Annotated in this window: 14 protein-coding genes; 8 read left to right on the forward strand and 6 right to left on the reverse strand. The window is 72.6% G+C overall.

Translation table 11 applies throughout. The features are described from left to right. Positions 1–4 precede the first annotated feature (4 nt). Together AB0F04_RS10140 and AB0F04_RS10145 are read right to left on the reverse strand one after the other, a co-directional pair. On the reverse strand, positions 5–1,081 hold the full coding sequence (locus AB0F04_RS10140; protein WP_362039719.1) for a Zn-dependent alcohol dehydrogenase: 1,077 nt from the start codon (positions 1,079–1,081) through the stop codon (positions 5–7). A 31-nt stretch (positions 1,082–1,112) separates the two neighbouring features. After that, positions 1,113–1,970 (reverse strand): MaoC/PaaZ C-terminal domain-containing protein, encoded by an 858-nt coding sequence (locus AB0F04_RS10145; protein WP_362039721.1) that lies wholly within the window; start codon positions 1,968–1,970, stop codon positions 1,113–1,115. 342 nt (positions 1,971–2,312) lie between these two features. On the opposite strand from AB0F04_RS10145, the gene AB0F04_RS10150 reads away from it, so the two are divergent. Further along, positions 2,313–3,527, forward strand: coding sequence for a hypothetical protein (locus AB0F04_RS10150; RefSeq protein ID WP_362039724.1), 1,215 nt, complete (start codon positions 2,313–2,315; stop codon positions 3,525–3,527). A gap of 94 nt (positions 3,528–3,621) precedes the next feature. On the opposite strand, the gene AB0F04_RS10155 is transcribed toward AB0F04_RS10150, so the two are convergent. Continuing rightward, a complete protein-coding gene (locus AB0F04_RS10155; protein WP_362039726.1) occupies positions 3,622–5,082 on the reverse strand; it encodes an MFS transporter in 1,461 nt (486 codons plus the stop codon). A 229-nt stretch (positions 5,083–5,311) separates the two neighbouring features. Between AB0F04_RS10155 and AB0F04_RS10160 the strand changes: the two genes are divergently transcribed. The 7 genes from AB0F04_RS10160 to AB0F04_RS10190 all read left to right on the forward strand — a co-directional run bounded on the left by AB0F04_RS10160 (position 5,312) and on the right by AB0F04_RS10190 (position 11,683). Beyond that, positions 5,312–7,051 (forward strand): MFS transporter, encoded by a 1,740-nt coding sequence (locus AB0F04_RS10160; RefSeq protein WP_362039728.1) that lies wholly within the window; start codon positions 5,312–5,314, stop codon positions 7,049–7,051. 102 nt (positions 7,052–7,153) lie between these two features. Then, on the forward strand, positions 7,154–7,804 hold the full coding sequence (locus tag AB0F04_RS10165; protein ID WP_362039729.1) for a class I SAM-dependent methyltransferase: 651 nt from the start codon (positions 7,154–7,156) through the stop codon (positions 7,802–7,804). 117 nt (positions 7,805–7,921) lie between these two features. Further along, positions 7,922–8,209: a hypothetical protein gene (locus AB0F04_RS10170; RefSeq protein ID WP_362039730.1), complete on the forward strand. Its 288-nt coding sequence runs from the start codon at positions 7,922–7,924 to the stop codon at positions 8,207–8,209. 93 nt (positions 8,210–8,302) lie between these two features. Next, on the forward strand, positions 8,303–9,253 hold the full coding sequence (locus AB0F04_RS10175; RefSeq protein WP_362039732.1) for an N-acetylmuramoyl-L-alanine amidase: 951 nt from the start codon (positions 8,303–8,305) through the stop codon (positions 9,251–9,253). A 158-nt stretch (positions 9,254–9,411) separates the two neighbouring features. Continuing rightward, on the forward strand, positions 9,412–10,236 hold the full coding sequence (locus tag AB0F04_RS10180) for a hypothetical protein (RefSeq protein ID WP_362039734.1): 825 nt from the start codon (positions 9,412–9,414) through the stop codon (positions 10,234–10,236). Positions 10,237–10,335: 99 nt separating this feature from the next. Beyond that, a complete protein-coding gene (locus tag AB0F04_RS10185) occupies positions 10,336–11,346 on the forward strand; it encodes an LLM class F420-dependent oxidoreductase (protein WP_362039735.1) in 1,011 nt (336 codons plus the stop codon). 46 nt (positions 11,347–11,392) lie between these two features. Next, positions 11,393–11,683, forward strand: coding sequence for a hypothetical protein (locus AB0F04_RS10190; RefSeq protein ID WP_362039737.1), 291 nt, complete (start codon positions 11,393–11,395; stop codon positions 11,681–11,683). A 96-nt stretch (positions 11,684–11,779) separates the two neighbouring features. Here AB0F04_RS10190 and AB0F04_RS10195 read toward each other — a convergent pair whose 3' ends face one another. Genes AB0F04_RS10195 through AB0F04_RS10205 form a run of 3 tightly spaced genes read right to left on the reverse strand, consistent with a single transcriptional unit; the run spans position 11,780 to position 15,032 of the window. Next, the gene (locus AB0F04_RS10195) at positions 11,780–12,847 is read right to left on the reverse strand and encodes a prenyltransferase/squalene oxidase repeat-containing protein (protein ID WP_362039739.1); all 1,068 of its coding nucleotides are present in this window, start codon (positions 12,845–12,847) and stop codon (positions 11,780–11,782) included. Continuing rightward, positions 12,844–13,593, reverse strand: coding sequence for a class I SAM-dependent methyltransferase (locus AB0F04_RS10200; protein ID WP_362039740.1), 750 nt, complete (start codon positions 13,591–13,593; stop codon positions 12,844–12,846). The genes AB0F04_RS10195 and AB0F04_RS10200 overlap by 4 nt, the downstream gene beginning before the upstream one ends. Further along, positions 13,587–15,032 (reverse strand): glycosyltransferase family 4 protein, encoded by a 1,446-nt coding sequence (locus AB0F04_RS10205; RefSeq protein WP_362039742.1) that lies wholly within the window; start codon positions 15,030–15,032, stop codon positions 13,587–13,589. The genes AB0F04_RS10200 and AB0F04_RS10205 overlap by 7 nt, the downstream gene beginning before the upstream one ends. Positions 15,033–15,073: the final 41 nt, after the last annotated feature.

Genomic DNA, 15,073 nt, shown 5'->3' on the forward strand with positions numbered 1-15,073 from the left:
GTCCTCAGATCTCTATGCACGTACGCAGGGCGGTCCCGGTGCGCATCTGGTCCAGTGCCTCGTTGATGTCGGCGAGCGGCACCCGGTGGGTGATCAGGCCCGCCAGGTCGATGCGGCCCGCGCGCCACAGGGCGATGGTGCGTTCGTAGGAGGCCAGTACGTCACCGCCGCCGTACATGGACGGCAGGATCCGCTTCTCGTCGAAGAACAGCTCGAACATGCTGAGCTGGAGGAAGTCGTCCATGGCTCCCGCGCCGACGATGACGAGGGTGCCGCCGCGCCGGGTGTTCTCGTAGGCGGTGCGGGCGGTGGCGGACCTGCCGACGACCTCGAAGACGTAGTCGAAGCCCTCGCCGCCGGTCACCTGCTGTTTGGCGTCGGGCAGTTCCTCCGGGGAGACGGCCCGCGTCGCGCCGAACTTCAGGGCCGACTCGCGGCGCGCGGCCACCGGGTCGACGGCGACGATCTCGGCGGCGCCCTTCAGCCGGGCCCCCTGGATCGCGGAGATGCCGACGCCCCCGCAGCCGATGACGGCGACCGACGAACCGGCCGCCACGTCGGCGGTGTTGAGCGCGGCGCCGAGGCCGGTGGTCACGCCGCAGCCGATGAGGGCGGCGATGTCGAAGGGCACGTCGTCGGGTACGGGCACGGCGCAGCCGGCGTCGACGACGACCTCCTCGGTGAAGGTTCCGGTTCCTGCGAAGCCGAAGACGTCCCCGCCGGGGCGCTTGAAGTTGGGGGTGCCCGCGTTCACGAAACCGGCCAGGCACAGCTGTGTCTGGCCGCGCTTGCAGGCGGGGCAGGCGCCACAGGCGGGCAGCCAGCACACGACGACCCGGTCGCCGGCCTTCAGCCGGCTGACGCCCTCGCCCACTTCGACGATCTCCCCGGCCCCTTCGTGGCCGGGGACGAAGGGGCCGGGCTGCGGAAGCACGCCGCTCATCGCGGACAGGTCCGAGTGGCACAGCCCCGTGGCGCGCACCCGGATCCTCACCTTGCCCGGCCCGAACCCCACCGCCTCGACGTCGTCGAGGACCTCCAGCTTGTCCTGGCCGATCTCGTGCAGTACGGCTGCGCGCATGGTGCGGGCTCCCCTCGTACGGCGTGCTGGGTCAGGTGTGTTCGACGACGGTGTCGGCGAGGACGGGCGCGTCCCCACGCTCGACGGCGCTGACGGCGACCCGGGTGGAGCCGGGTGTGTGCCACATGCGGATCCGCAGGGTCTCCCCCGGGTACACGACGCCGGCGAACCGGGTGGCGTAGGACCGCACCCGGGTCACGTCCCCGCCGAGCAGGGTGTCGACGACCGCCTTGAGCGTGACGCCGTAGGTGCACAGGCCGTGCAGGATGGGCCGTTCGAATCCGGCATGCTTGGCGAACTCCGGGTCGGCGTGCAGCGGGTTCCAGTCGCCGGAGAGGCGGTAGAGCAGGGCCTGGTCGTCGCGGATCGGCCGTTCGACGGTCCGGTCGGGTTCCCCGGCGGGGGGTTCGAGGCGGGCGGAGGGGCCGCGGTCGCCGCCCCAGCCGCCCTCGCCGCGGATGAAGATCTGGGCGTCGTTGGTCCACAACGGGCCGTCGTCGTCCGTGACGTCGGTGCGCAGCACGAGGACGGCCGCGGTGCCCTTGTCGTACAGGGCGGCGATCCGGTGGGTGGCGGTGGCGGTGCCCGTCGGCGGGATGGGCCGGTGGATGACGAGGTTCTGGCCGCCGTGCAGGACGCGGGCGAGGTCGACCTCGATGCCGGGCATGGACAGCCCGCTGGTCACGCCGGGCTTTCCGCCGCCGGCGACGGTGGCGAAGCTCGGCAGGACGTGCAGCCGGGTCTCCAGGGTGTAGCGCAGTTCGTCGGGGTCGGTGGCGGGGCTGCCCGCGCCGATGCCCAGGTGGTAGAGCTGCACGTCCTTGTGGTCCCAGGAGAGTTCACCGGTCCGGGGTGCGGCGGCGAGCGCCTTGGCTGCGTCGATGGGCATGGGGCTCCTGATCGCCGGAGGAAGGACCTCGGTACGGCCGTCCGCACCGTCGGCCGCACCGAGGCCGTCTGGGGCCGGACCAGGACGCGAACTGAAACGCGTTCCAGTCCCGCGCCCTCTGTATAGCCGAGGCCTCCTCAGTTGTGAAGGCTCCTGACGCCGTGTCAGATCGCTGTGGCGGTGACGTGTGTCCTGCCGCGGTCCGTACAGCGCATCCGGCCCGGCGGGTCCGTACCCGGGAGGTTTCCGCAGCGACCCGGGCGTGTACGTTGGCCGGTGGTCCGCGCGCCCGCACGTCGAGGCCGCCGGCACCGGATGAGGACCCCAGGGGAACGGGAGCACATGGGACGCGTCGCCGTCATCACCGCGCCGAACATCGGGTACCGCAACACGGGCATGCTGACCGTGGACTTGGCGTTCGAGTCCCTGCGGCGGCGGATGGACACCGCGTTCGACGCCAGCTGGTACACGCTGCACACGCCGGAGACCGTGCCGCTGCGCGAGGGTGCGCGCGGCACCGCCTTCCCGTTCCGCTTCCAGCCGCTCGCCGAGCACCTCGGCACGCTCCGCGACCATGACGCCGTCGTCTTCTGGGGCGACTTCCTGCACACCCGGCACTATCTGGCGCAGGACGCGACGAACCGTCTGCTCGACTTCGGCTTCGCCACGGACCGGGACGACGCCCGGGCGCAGCTGAACCGGGCCCTGCTCCTCGCCGACCAGCCGGACGAGGTCCTCGCGCGGACCCTCAGCTACGGCGGGACGATCCTGCACAACACGCAGTCCGACTACGAGGACAAGGAGTACGGGCCGCTGTTCTCGCGCCTGGTGACGGGCAGTCACCGGATGTGGGTGCGGGACCCGCTCTCGGCGGCGAAGCTCGCGCATCTGCGCGGAGACCGTACGACCGACCACTTCGGTTCGGACGCGGCGCTGCTGTCCCGCCCCGGGGACCTCGACCACCTCCCGGCCTCGCAGTGGTCCCGGTCGGTGCCCGAGGGCGGGGCCGTCGGCGTCTTCCTCGGCGCCCGTACGCCGATCCCCGACTGGCTGCCCGCCTTCTGCCAGGGCCTGTCCGACCGTCTGGGCGCCCCGCTGGAGTGGCTGCCCTGGTTCGACCGGGACGTCCCCGCCGCGGTGAGCCACATCGCGGCCCGCCCGGGCAGTCCCACGGTCGGCGATCTGGTCGGGGTCCTCCCCCGCTACCGGCTCGTCATCACGGACACGTACCACCTGGCCGTCAACGCGTGGGGCGCCGGCACCCCCGCGGTGTGCGTCGGCGCGCCCGAGCCGACCCCCAAGACGCACGACGACTACCTGACGCTGAGCGATGTGAAGAAGCACGTCTTCCACATGGCGTACGACGCGACGGACTTCTACCTGACCACCCAGGAGGGGCACGGGCAGGACCTGGACCGGATCGTGGGCCTCCTGGAGGGCGGCGGCGCGGACACGGTCGCGGCACGCATCCGCGACCACGCGGACCACTCGGCGGCGTCCTTCACGCGGACGCTGGCCACACTGCTGGACACCGCCCGCCCCACCCCGCTCCCCTGACCGCCCGGCGCAGCCGTGTGCTGCTCGCGGACCGCAACCGTATGGAAGCCCTCCGCGAGGCCCGCGCCCGGACCGGCTGCTGCCCGGCTCGCGCTTACGGCGCCCGGTCCGCCCGCCGCGGCAGCCACACCCACATCAGCACGACCCCGGCCGTCAGCACCGCCGCCCCCACGCGGAACGCGAGGGCGTAGCCCGCCGTCAGGGAAGCGGGGGTCGTGCTGCCCGCCGACTCCGCTGCCGCCAGGGTGGACAGGACCGCCAGGCCCAGGGAACCGCCCATCGTGCGGGAGGTGTTGACGAGGCCGGAGACCAGGCCCGCCTCCTCGGGGGCGGCGCCGGACGTGGCCAGGGAGGCGAGGGGGGTCGCCGCCAGGCCCGCGCCGAGCATCATGAGGACGCCGGGGACGAGGATCGCCGTGGCGTAGGAGCCGTCGGGGGTCATCGTGGACTGCCAGGCGAACCCGGCCACGGCGACGAGGGTTCCCAGCGCGGCGACGTTGCGCGGGCCGACCGGCCGCATCAGGCGCGGGGCGAGCTTGGAGCCGAGGATGACGGCGAGGGAGCTCGGGACCAGGGCGAGGCCGGCCTCGATCGGGGTGTAGCCGAGGACGTTCTGGGCGTAGAGGGTCATGAAGAACCACATGCAGAACATCGCGGAGCCGCACAGGAACATCGAGACGTTCGCCGAGGACACCGAGCGCACGCGCAGGAGGCCGAGCGGCATCAGCGGGCTCGCCGTGCGGGCCTCGACCGCGAGGAACGCCCCGAGCAGGACAAGACCGGCGAGCAGCGGCAGCAGGGTGGCCGGTGCCGTCCAGCCCGCCGCCTCCGTCTGGGAGATGCCGTAGGCCAGCGTGCCGAGACCGGCCGTGACGAGCAGCGCGCCGGGCAGGTCGAGGCGGCGGCCGTCCCCGGCGCGGCCCTCGGTGAGGAACCAGGCGGCGGCGCACAGCACCACGGCCCCGACGGGCACGTTGATCAGCAGCACCCAGCGCCAGGAGAGCGTCTCCACCAGCAGCCCGCCGACCAGACCGCCCGCCGCGCCGCCGCCCGCGCCGACGGCCGTCCAAGTCCCGATGGCCCGGGCCCGCGCGGCACCCTCCGGCACCGACGACGTGAGGATCGTCAGCGTCGAGGGCGCCAGCACCGCCGCGCCGAGCCCCTGCACGGCCCGCGCCACCAGCAGCTGCCAGTCGTCCTGGGCCAGCCCGCCGGCCGCGGAGGCCAGGGTGAACAGGCCGAGCCCGACGAGGAACATGCGCTTGCGGCCGTAGAGGTCCCCGGCGCGTCCGCCGAGCAGCATGAACCCGGCGAAGGCGATGGCGTAGGCGTTCACGACCCACTGCAGGCCCTGCTCGCCGAGCCCGAGGCCGGTCCGCATGGACGGCAGGGCCACGTTGACGACGGACACGTCCAACACGACGAGGAACTGCCCGGCGCAGGTGAGCGCCACCACGAGCCACATCGGCGGCGCTCCGCGCGGACGCAGCCGGGACAGCCGGGGTATGCGGGGGCGGCGGGCGGCGGCATCGGCGGATTCGAGCATGGGTGTCATGCTCTCAACCGCCTTGCGCCCCTTGCATCGGGATTTCGCCGGGCCGGGGTCCAGGTCCCGGGACCTGGGCCTCCGGGCGAACCGGGATGGATCCGTCTGTACTCCCCCGCCAGGATCAAGGGAAGGTCAAGTTTTCGTTAGGGTGCCGAAGCAACGGAATAGTTGCCTGGACATACAAGGTTCAGACTCCACGTAACCCGACGCTCCCCGGCCCGGAGGCCCTCCTCAAATGACGCAGACGACGACAGACCGCCCCGCCGGCAGAGCGAGCGGGGCCGTGGTCCCGGTGCTCGCCTTCGCGGGCATCGTTGTCGCGGTGATGCAGACCCTGCTGGTTCCGGTGATCAAGGATCTGCCGCAGCTGCTGGACACCGCCCCCAGCAACGCCACCTGGGTCCTCACCTCGACCCTCCTCTCGGGCGCGGTGGCCACCCCGATCATGGGCCGCCTCGGCGACCTCTACGGCAAGCGCCGCATGCTGATCCTGAGCCTGGCCGTGATGGTCGTCGGTGCCCTGGTCAGCGCGCTCACCAGCGATCTGCTGCTCATGATCACCGGCCGTACGCTGCAGGGCTTCGCGATGGGCGCCATCCCGCTCGGCATCGGTCTGATGCGCGACATGCTGCCCCGCGAGAAGCTCGGCTCGGCGATGGCCCTGATGAGCTCCTCCATCGGCGTCGGCGGCGGCCTCGCCCTGCCCGCCGCCGCCCTGGTCGCCCAGCACAGCGACTGGCACACCCTCTACTACGGGGCCGCCGGCCTCGGCGTCGTGGCCATCGCCCTCACCCTCCTCGTCGTACCGGAGTCCCCGATGCGCGCCGAGGGCTCCTTCGACCTGCCGGGCGCGCTCGGCCTGTCCGCCGGGCTCGTCCTGTTCCTGCTGCCGATCACCAAGGGCAGCGACTGGGGCTGGTCCTCCGGCACCACGCTCGGCCTGTTCGCCGCCTCGGCGGTCGTGCTCGTGCTGTGGGGCGTGATGGAGCTGCGCCTGGCGGCCCCGCTGGTGGACCTGCGCACCACGGCCCGCCCGGCCGTCCTCTTCACCAACCTCGCCTCGATCATGGTCGGCGTCTCCTTCTACGTCGTCTCCCTGGTCCTGCCCCAGCTGCTCCAGCTGCCGACGTCCACGGGCTACGGCCTCGGCCAGTCGATGGTCGTCGCGGGTCTGCTCGTCGCGCCGCTCGGTCTGACGATGATGTTCACGGCGCCCGTCTACGCCCGGCTGTCCGCGAAGTACGGCCCGAAGTTCACCCTGATCCTCGGCCTGCTGATCATCGCGGTCGGCTACGGCGCCGGCCTCGGCCTGATGAGCGCCGCCTGGCAGAGCCTGGTCATCTCGGTCCTCCTGGGCGCGGGCATCGGCCTCGCCTACTCCTCGCTGCCCGCGCTGATCGTGGGCGCGGTCCCGGCGTCGGAGACGGGCGCGGCGAACGGCCTCAACACCCTGATGCGCTCCATCGGCACGTCGGTGTCGAGCGCCGTGATCGGCATGGTGCTGGCGAACACCGCGAACGACGTCGGCGGCGTCGAGATCCCGACCATGCACGGCTTCCGGGTCTCCTTTCTGATCGCGACGGGCGCGGTGGCCGTGGGCCTGCTGCTGGCGCTGTTCCTGCCGGGCCGCCGGCCGTCGAACAAGCCGCAGCTGCGCGCGAGCAGCGAGGAGGACGCGGCACTGGAGCGTGCCGAGCAGGTGCTGCGCGGCTTCCGCGGCCGGGTGCTGGGCGCCGACGGCTCCCCCGTCGCCCGGGCCAGGGTGACGCTGATCGACCGCCGCGGCCGCCAGGCCGGGGCGACGCTCTCCGCCGAGGACGGCAGCTACGCGCTCACCGTCCCCGCCCAGGGCTCCTACGTCGTGGCCGCCCGCGCCACGGGTCACGGCCCGCTCGCCTCGTCCGCGACCCACGCGGGCGACGAGCGCCCGGTCGACCTGGACCTGTCGTTGCCGGGCGGGACGGTCCCGGCCTGACCCGCCGCCCCCTCCCCCTACTCACCGGTACCCCCTGTCGTGCTCGCGGCAGGGGGTGCGGCACGATGGCGCCCTGACCGTCGTACGACCGAGAGGAACCCCATGCCCGCGGCGCCGAAGCCCGAGATCCTGGCCGCGTTCGAGGCGGCGAAGGGGTTCATGCCCGCCGGGGAGGGCCTGGCGCTGTACGCGGCGGCCGTGGAGGCCGGGCGGCTCGGGCTGCCGCTGCTGGAGGTCGGCACCTACTGCGGCCGGTCCACGATCCTGCTCGCCGACGCGGCCCGCGAGGCCGGGGTCAGCGCGCTCACCGTCGACCACCACCGCGGCAGCGAGGAGCAGCAGCCGGGCTGGGACTACCACGACCCGGAGACGGTCGACCCCGAGATCGGCCTGATGGACACCCTGCCCACGTTCCGCCGCACGCTCCACCGGGCGGGCCTGGAGGAACACGTGGTGGCGCTGGTCGGGCGTTCCCCGCAGATCGCCGCGTTCTGGGGGACGCCGCTGGGCTTCGTCTTCATCGACGGCGGCCACACCGACGAGCACGCCACGGCCGACTACGAGGGCTGGGCCCCGCACGTCGCCGAGGGCGGGCTGCTGCTCATCCACGACGTCTTCCCCGACCCTGAGGACGAGTTCACCGGCCAGGCCCCCTACCGCGTCTACCTCCGCGCCCTGGCCTCCGGCGCGTTCACCGAGGTCTCGGCGACGGACTCGCTGCGGGTGCTGCGGCGCACGGGGCCGGGGATCTGAGGCCGCGGCAGCAGACGCCCGGGCGGGTGAACTGCGCCGGACGCACCCCCGCCCGGTCGGCCCACGGGCGGCGTGGCGCTTCGGTGGGCGACCGTCACTGCCCAAGGATCCGGGCGCGTGGCACACACCTTCGAAGAGCTCGTGGAGAAGCAGCGCGCGGCGGACGAGGCGTACGCCCTGGTGCGTCAGCTGCAGGACGCGTACGGGCCGCCCACCCAGACCAAGTGGAGCGAGCAGCAGACCAGCACCTGGGAGACGGCCTGGCGCGCCTGGCGCGATCTCGCCCGGGACGTCCAGGCGGCGGTGACCGGGTACGCGAAGCAGGAGGGCACGCCGCGTCAGGAGGTGGAGGCGCGGGTGAAGGAGGCGGTACGGCACGGGGGCGACGGCGGGAACGGGGCGTAGCCCGGGTCCGCGAGGTCCGGACACGGCCCTGCCGCCACCCGTCGGGTCGTCCTCGGCCCGCCGCCCCCGCCGACGGCCGCTAGGGTGGCAGACGTGTCGTACGCAGGCCCGGACTTCGAACCTTCCCAGCCCCGCCGCCCCCGCCGCGGCCCCCTGACCGTGGCGCTCGCCGCGCTGGTGCCGGGGGCTCTGCTCGGCTGGCTCGTGTACGAGACGGTGGGCGGCTCGGGAGACGACGGGGGTTCAGGGCGGGCGACCGTGCGGTCCTCCTCGCCCGCCGTGTCGAACGAGCCCTCAGACGACGCCAAGGAGCCGAGCACCTCCCCGGAGCCCACGGACACCCCGTCGGCCTCCGCGCCCGCCGCCACCGGCCCGCTCAAGGGCAAGGTCGTCGTCATCGACCCGGGGCACAACCCGGGCAACTTCCAGCACCCGTCCGAGATCAACCGCACGGTGGACATCGGGACGAACCGCAAGGAGTGCGACACCACCGGCACGTCCACCAACGACGGTTACACCGAGGCGAAGTTCACGCTGGACGTGGCGCACCGGATGCGCACGCTGCTGGAGCAGCAGGGCGCCACGGTGAAGCTGACGCAGGACGGCGACCGGCCCTTCGGCCCGTGCGTGGACGAGCGGGCCCGGATCGGCAACCAGGCGAAGGCGGACGCAGTGGTCTCGATCCACGCGGACGGCTCGGGCACCGGCAACCGCGGCTTCCACGTGATCCTGCCCGGCGCGGTGCACGCGGGCGCCGCGGACACCCGGGCGATCGTCGGCCCCTCCCGCGATCTCGGCGAGCGCGTCGTGGGCCGCTTCGTGGCGGTCACCGGCAGCGCGCCCTCCAACTACATCGGCGACGGCAGCGGTCTCGTCACGCGGAAGGACCTGGGCGGTCTCAATCTGTCAACGGTTCCCAAGGTGTTCATCGAGTGCGGCAACATGCGCGATAGCAAGGACGCGGCGTTGCTCACCAGCGGCGCGTGGCGACAGAAGGCGGCGCAAGGGATCTCCGAGGGAATCGTGAGTTTTCTGCGCGGGTAGTGGCGGACCGGCAGATCCCGGCGGACACCCTGACCTGGCGGACGATAGGGTCCTCCTTACGATGAGGGGCCACCCCCGCGCTTCACACCGAGTCCGGACGGCGGCATGGTGACAGCGACGCCTCTACCGACGATGAGACGACCTACGAAGGACCTGAAGTGAATATCCGCTCCCTCACTCGGGGCGACGGCGTGGTGATCGGAGCAGCGGTATTGCTGTTGATCGCGTCGTTCCTCGACCTCTACTCGTTCGACAATGTCCCCGACAGCGTCGACCTCCCCAGCTTGTGGGGCAGCGGCCCGGTCGTGTTCAGCGTCGTGCTGGCCGGGATCATCGGCGCAGCGCTCGTCGTCGTCGGGCGTGGCCTGCCGCAGGCCCCGAAGATCGCGGGGCTGGAACTCGTCCCGTTCGGCGTCGCCTTCACGGTGTTCGCCGCCTGGAGCGCGCTCGGCAACATCTTCGACGTGCCCGGTGGCTACGACAACATCGGTGAGAACGGCGGCGAGGGCGCCCCGAGCCCGGGCATCGGCATCATCCTCGCTCTCGTCGCCACCTTGCTGATGGCCGCCGCCGCCCTCGCCACCCCCCTCGTCCCGGTCCTCAAGGGCGCCCTCATCCCGGCCCCCCGCCCGGCCGCCCCGCAGCCCTACGGCGCCCAGCCCCCCGGTGGTTACGGCTACCCGGGCGCGCAGCAGCCCGGCGGCTACGGCCAGCCGCAGCCGGGGCAGCCGTACGGCGGTCAGCCTCAGCCCCAGCAGGCCCAGGCTCCGCAGCCGCCGGCCGGGGACTTCTCCCCGTTCTGGTTCGCGGTGCCGGTGCCGCGGCCGCTGTTCGCGGAGGACGGCTCGCCCACGCCCATCGCCGAACTCGCCCCGGGTACCTGGTACCTGGCCGTCGAGCAGCGCGGAGCGGCCCTGGTCGCCCAGACGCAGGACGGCCGCCGCGGCGTCCTGCAGGACACGTCGGGCATCCAGCGCGGCTGATCCCGCACTCCTCTCGCACGGCCCCTCGCCCTTCCGGGTGGGGGGCCGTTGCCGTACAGTCGTCGCCTCCGTCAGCTGACACATCGTCAGGAGGCAGGCATGCGGCTCGGTCTCGCGCTCGGCTACTGGGGCCGCGGCCCCTCCCCCGGCCACCTGCCCCTCGCCCAGGAGGCCGAGCGGCTCGGCTACGACTCGGTCTGGACGGCGGAGTCCTGGGGCTCGGACGCGTTCACCCCGCTCACCTGGATCGCCGCGCACACCTCCCGTATCCGGCTCGGCACGGCGGTCGCGCAGATGGCGGCCCGGTCACCCACCACGACCGCGATGCACGCCCTCACCCTGGACCACCTCTCCGGCGGCCGCATGATGCTGGGCCTCGGCCTGTCCGGCCCGCAGGTCGTCGAGGGCTGGTACGGCCGCCCGTTCCCCGCCTCGCCGCTCACCGCCACCCGCGAGTACGTCGACGTCCTGCGGCAGGTGCTGCGCCGCGAGGCCCCCGTCGAAGTGGCGGGCCGTTTCCACACCCACCCCTACCGGGGCCCGGACGCCACGGGCCTCGGCAAACCCCTCAAGCCGATCACCCACCCGCTCCGCGCCGGTCTGCCGATCCTGCTGGGCGCGGAGGGACCGAAGAACGTCGCGCAGACGACCCGGATCGCCGACGGGTGGCTGCCGCTGTACTGGGCGCCGACCCGGCCGGAGGTCTACGGCCCGGCCCTGACGGAGTTGCCGGAAGGGTTCCTGGTCGCGCCGATGGCCCGGGCCCGGGTCTGCGACGACGTCACCGAAGGCCTGCTGCCCGTCAAGGCCATGCTCGGCTTCTACATCGGCGGGATGGGGCACGCGGCCCGCAACTTCCACGCCGACCTGATGGCCCGCATGGGCTACGAGGCCGCGGCCCGCCGCATCCAGGAGCTGTTCCTCTCCGGCCGCCGGGAGGAGGCCGTCCTGGCGGTCCCCGACGCCTTCGCCGACGAGATCTCCCTGGTCGGCCCCCGCCAACGGATCGCCGAGCGACTGGAACTGTGGCGCAAGGGCCCGGTGACGGACCTCCTCGTGCTCAGCCCCGACCCGCACACCCTGCGGGTTCTGGCGGAGTTGAACTCCTGAGCGATTCCCCGGGTTTCATCCAGAGTTCAAGGGCAATCCGGAGACTATGTCCCCTCGGTATCGCAACGGCGCGAGTCAGGCCGGCACGATCGTCGCGGTCGTGGCCGACATCATGGCCCTCATCCTGGGTCTCTGGATCCTGATGTACCTGCTGGACGCCAACCCCGGCAACTCGTTCGTCCAGTTCATCCACGACGCGGCCCGCTGGCTCGCCGGCTGGTCGCACGACCTGTTCACGTTCGACGAAGCATGGGCCCGAGTGGTCTGCGGCTACGGACTGGCAGCGGTGGTGTACCTGTTCGTGGGCCACGCCATCGCCAACAGGACCCGCCACTGACAACGCCAGAGGGAGCACGTCCCTCAGGGGCGCGGGGAACTGCGCGATCGACCGCACACCACCCGCGCCCGCACTGCATGCGCACTCGCCGAGCTCTCAGGCGCAACAGTCCGACTCAAGCCCCATGGGCAGGTCCCCACCGAACACCTGGCACGTAGCCTCATGCCCCCCCAGCGCGGCGACGGCCAGCAGCAACGACCCCGCGGTCCACGTCGTCAACTCCCGCGGCCAGATCGCCTGGTCGTCGAAGACGTACCCGGTCCAGTACAGGCCGCTCCGCGGATCGCGCAGGTGCTGGATCGACTGAAGGATCTCCAGCGCCCGGTCGGACTCCCCCATCGCCCACAACGCCAGGGCGAGTTCGGCCGACTCACCCCCCGTCACCCACGGGTTGGGAACGACACAGCGCACCCCCAGCCCCGGGACGACGAACCGGTCCCAGTCCTCCTCGATCCGGGCCTTGGCCTCCGCGCCGGTCAGCGCGCCGCCGAGCACCGGGTAGTACCAGTCCATCGAGTACCGGTTCTTGTCGAGGAACCGCTCGGGGTGATGGCGTATGGCGTGCCGCAGCGCGCCGGCCGCCAACTCCCAGTCCGGCTGTGCCTCTTCGCGCTGCTCGGCGATGGCCAGCGCGCACCGCAGCGCGTGGTGGATGGAGGAGCTTCCGGTCAGCAGGGCGTCCGCCGTGGCCGTGCCGTCGTCGTCGCGCCGCCAGCCGATCTGCCCGCCGGGCTGCTGCAGGCGCAGCACGAACTCCACGGCCGCGTACACCGCCGGCCACATCCGGTCCAGGAAGGCGTCGTCGCCGGTGGAGAGGTAGTGGTGCCAGACGCCGACGGCTATGTAGGCGACGAAGTTGGTCTCCCGGCCGCGGTCGGTGACCGCGTCGAACTCGCCGTCGGTGTAGGCGGCGTACCAGGAGCCGTCCTCGTTCTGGTGCCGGGCCAGCCACAGGTAGGCCCGCTCGGCGGCCTCGTGCTCGCCGGCCGTGTCGAGGGCCATGGCCGCCTCGACGTGGTCCCACGGGTCGAGGTGGTGCCCCCGGAACCAGGGGATCGCACCGTCCTCGCGCTGCACGGCGAGGATGCCGGCGACGGTCGCGGCGGCCTGCCCCGCGGTGAGGACCCCGGGCAGGACCAGATGTTCCGTCCGGGGAGTCGTCACTGTGCGTCCGCCCCGGTGTCGGCCAGACGCGGCAGGTGCGGCTTGGTCGCGTACGCCACGAAGCTCTTGCCGATCAGCGGGTTCAGCGCCTGCTCGGCGACCCGGGTGGCCAGCGGCTTCTTCATGATGTCCCAGACGAGCAGCTTGTGGTACGCCCGCACCGGCAGCGCCTTGTCGTTGTCGACGCCGAACGCGCACTTGAGCCACCAGTAGGGCGAGTGCAGGGCGTGGGCGTGGTGCGTGCCGTAGGGCTCCAGACCGGCCTCGCGGATCTTCTCCAGCAGTTCGTCCGCCTTGTAGATGCGGATGTGGCCGCCCTCGACCTCGTGGTAGGCGTCGGACAGGCTCCAGCAGACCTTCTCGGGGCCGTAGCGCGGGACGGTGACGGCGATGCGCCCGCCGGGCCTGAGCACCCGCACCATCTCGGCGAGCACGCCCTTGTCGTCCGGGATGTGCTCCATGACCTCGGAGATGATCACGACGTCGAAGGACTCGTCGGGGAAGGGCAGCGCGAGGGCGTCGCCCTCCATGGCGGTGGCGGTGGCGCCCTCGGGCGCCTCACCGGCCTCCTTCATCGCCGCGAACCACTTCGCGACCTCGCGGATCTCCTCGGCGTTCTGGTCCAGCGCCACGACCTGCGCGCCGCGCCGGTAACACTCGAACGCGTGCCGTCCGGCCCCGCAGCCGAGGTCCAGGACCCGGTCCCCCGGGGCGAGCGGGAACCGGGAGAAGTCGACGGTCAGCACGTGGCCCTGCTTTCGGAGTTGACGCCTTCTACATCTGCCGGGGCTGCCGGGACAGCACCTGCCGGGACTGCGGGGGCTGCGGCTGCAGCACCTGTCGTGGGGGCCGAACGGCCGGAGACCCGCGGCACGGCACCGACCCCGGCCCGCTCGATCGCCTCGCGGTAGCGGGCCACCGTGCCCTCCGCGGCCCTGGCCCAGGTGAAGTGCCGGAGCACGCGCTCCCGTCCGGCCGCGCCGAGGCGGGCGCGCAGGTCCGCGTCGGACAGCAGGCGGCCGAGGCCTGCGGCGAGGGCGTCCGCGTCGCCGGGCGGCACCGCGAGGCACGTCTCCCCGTCGCGGCCGGCGACCTCGGGTATGGCACCGCCGGTCGTGGCGAGCAGGGGCGTGCCCGTGGCCATGGCCTCGGCGGCTGGCAGCGAGAACCCCTCGTAGAGCGAGGGCACGCAGGCGACCTGCGCCGAGCGCACCAGGTCGACGAGTTCCGCGTCGGAGATGCCCTTGACGAACTCGACGGCGCCTTCGAGGCCGTACCGCTCCATCGCCTGGGCGACGGGTCCTTCGGTGGGCCGTTTGCCGACGACGACGAGATGGGCGCCGGGGTGCTCGGTCCGTGTCTTGGCGAGTGCCTCGACGAGATGCACCAGGCCCTTCAGCGGCACGTCCGCGCTGGACGTCGTGACGATCCGGCCCGGTACGACGGGCACGGAGGGATCCGGCGAGAAGAGGTCGGTGTCGGCGCCGATGTGGACCACGTGGATGCGGTCCCGCCGGACTCCGAGGTGGTCGACGATCTCCTGCTGTGACGTGCCGGACACGGTCAGCACGGACGGCAGCCGGCGTGCGACGCGCTTCTGCATGCGGGTGAAGGCGTACCAGCGCCGCACCGACAGGCGCCGCTTCCGTCCGTCCGCCGCGTCCAGCTCCAGCTGCCGGTCGACGGTGATGGGGTGGTGGATGGTCGTCACCAGGGGCGCGCCGACATCGCCCAGCAGGCCGTAGCCGAGGGTCTGGTTGTCGTGCACGACGTCGAACTCGCCGCGGCGGGCGCGCAGATGACGGCGGGCGCGCAGCGAGAACGTCAGGGGTTCCGGGAAACCGCCCGTCCACATCGTCGCGACTTCCAGCGCGTCGATCCAGTCGCGGTACTCGCCGCGCCCGGGTGTGCGGAAGGGATCCGGCTGGCGGTACAGGTCGAGGCTGGGCAGCTCGGTGAGGCTCAGCCCGTCGTGACCCTCGTCGAGGACGGGGTACGGCTGGGCGCCGATGACCTCGACCCGGTGTCCGAGCCGGGCCAGTTCGCGCGAGAGGTGCCGGACGTAGACGCCCTGGCCGCCGCAGAACGGGTTCCCTTTATAGGTGAGGAGCGCGATGTTGAGCGGTCGCAAGCCGTCGGCAGCGGGGGCCTGTGGAGCCCCGGCCTCCCTGGCCTCAGCGGTCACTCTGGGCCCCCTTCTCCCTGCTCTGTCCCGCGAGATTACGC

The sequence above is a fragment of the Streptomyces sp. NPDC029041 genome (assembly GCF_040637515.1).
Lineage (GTDB): Bacteria > Actinomycetota > Actinomycetes > Streptomycetales > Streptomycetaceae > Streptomyces.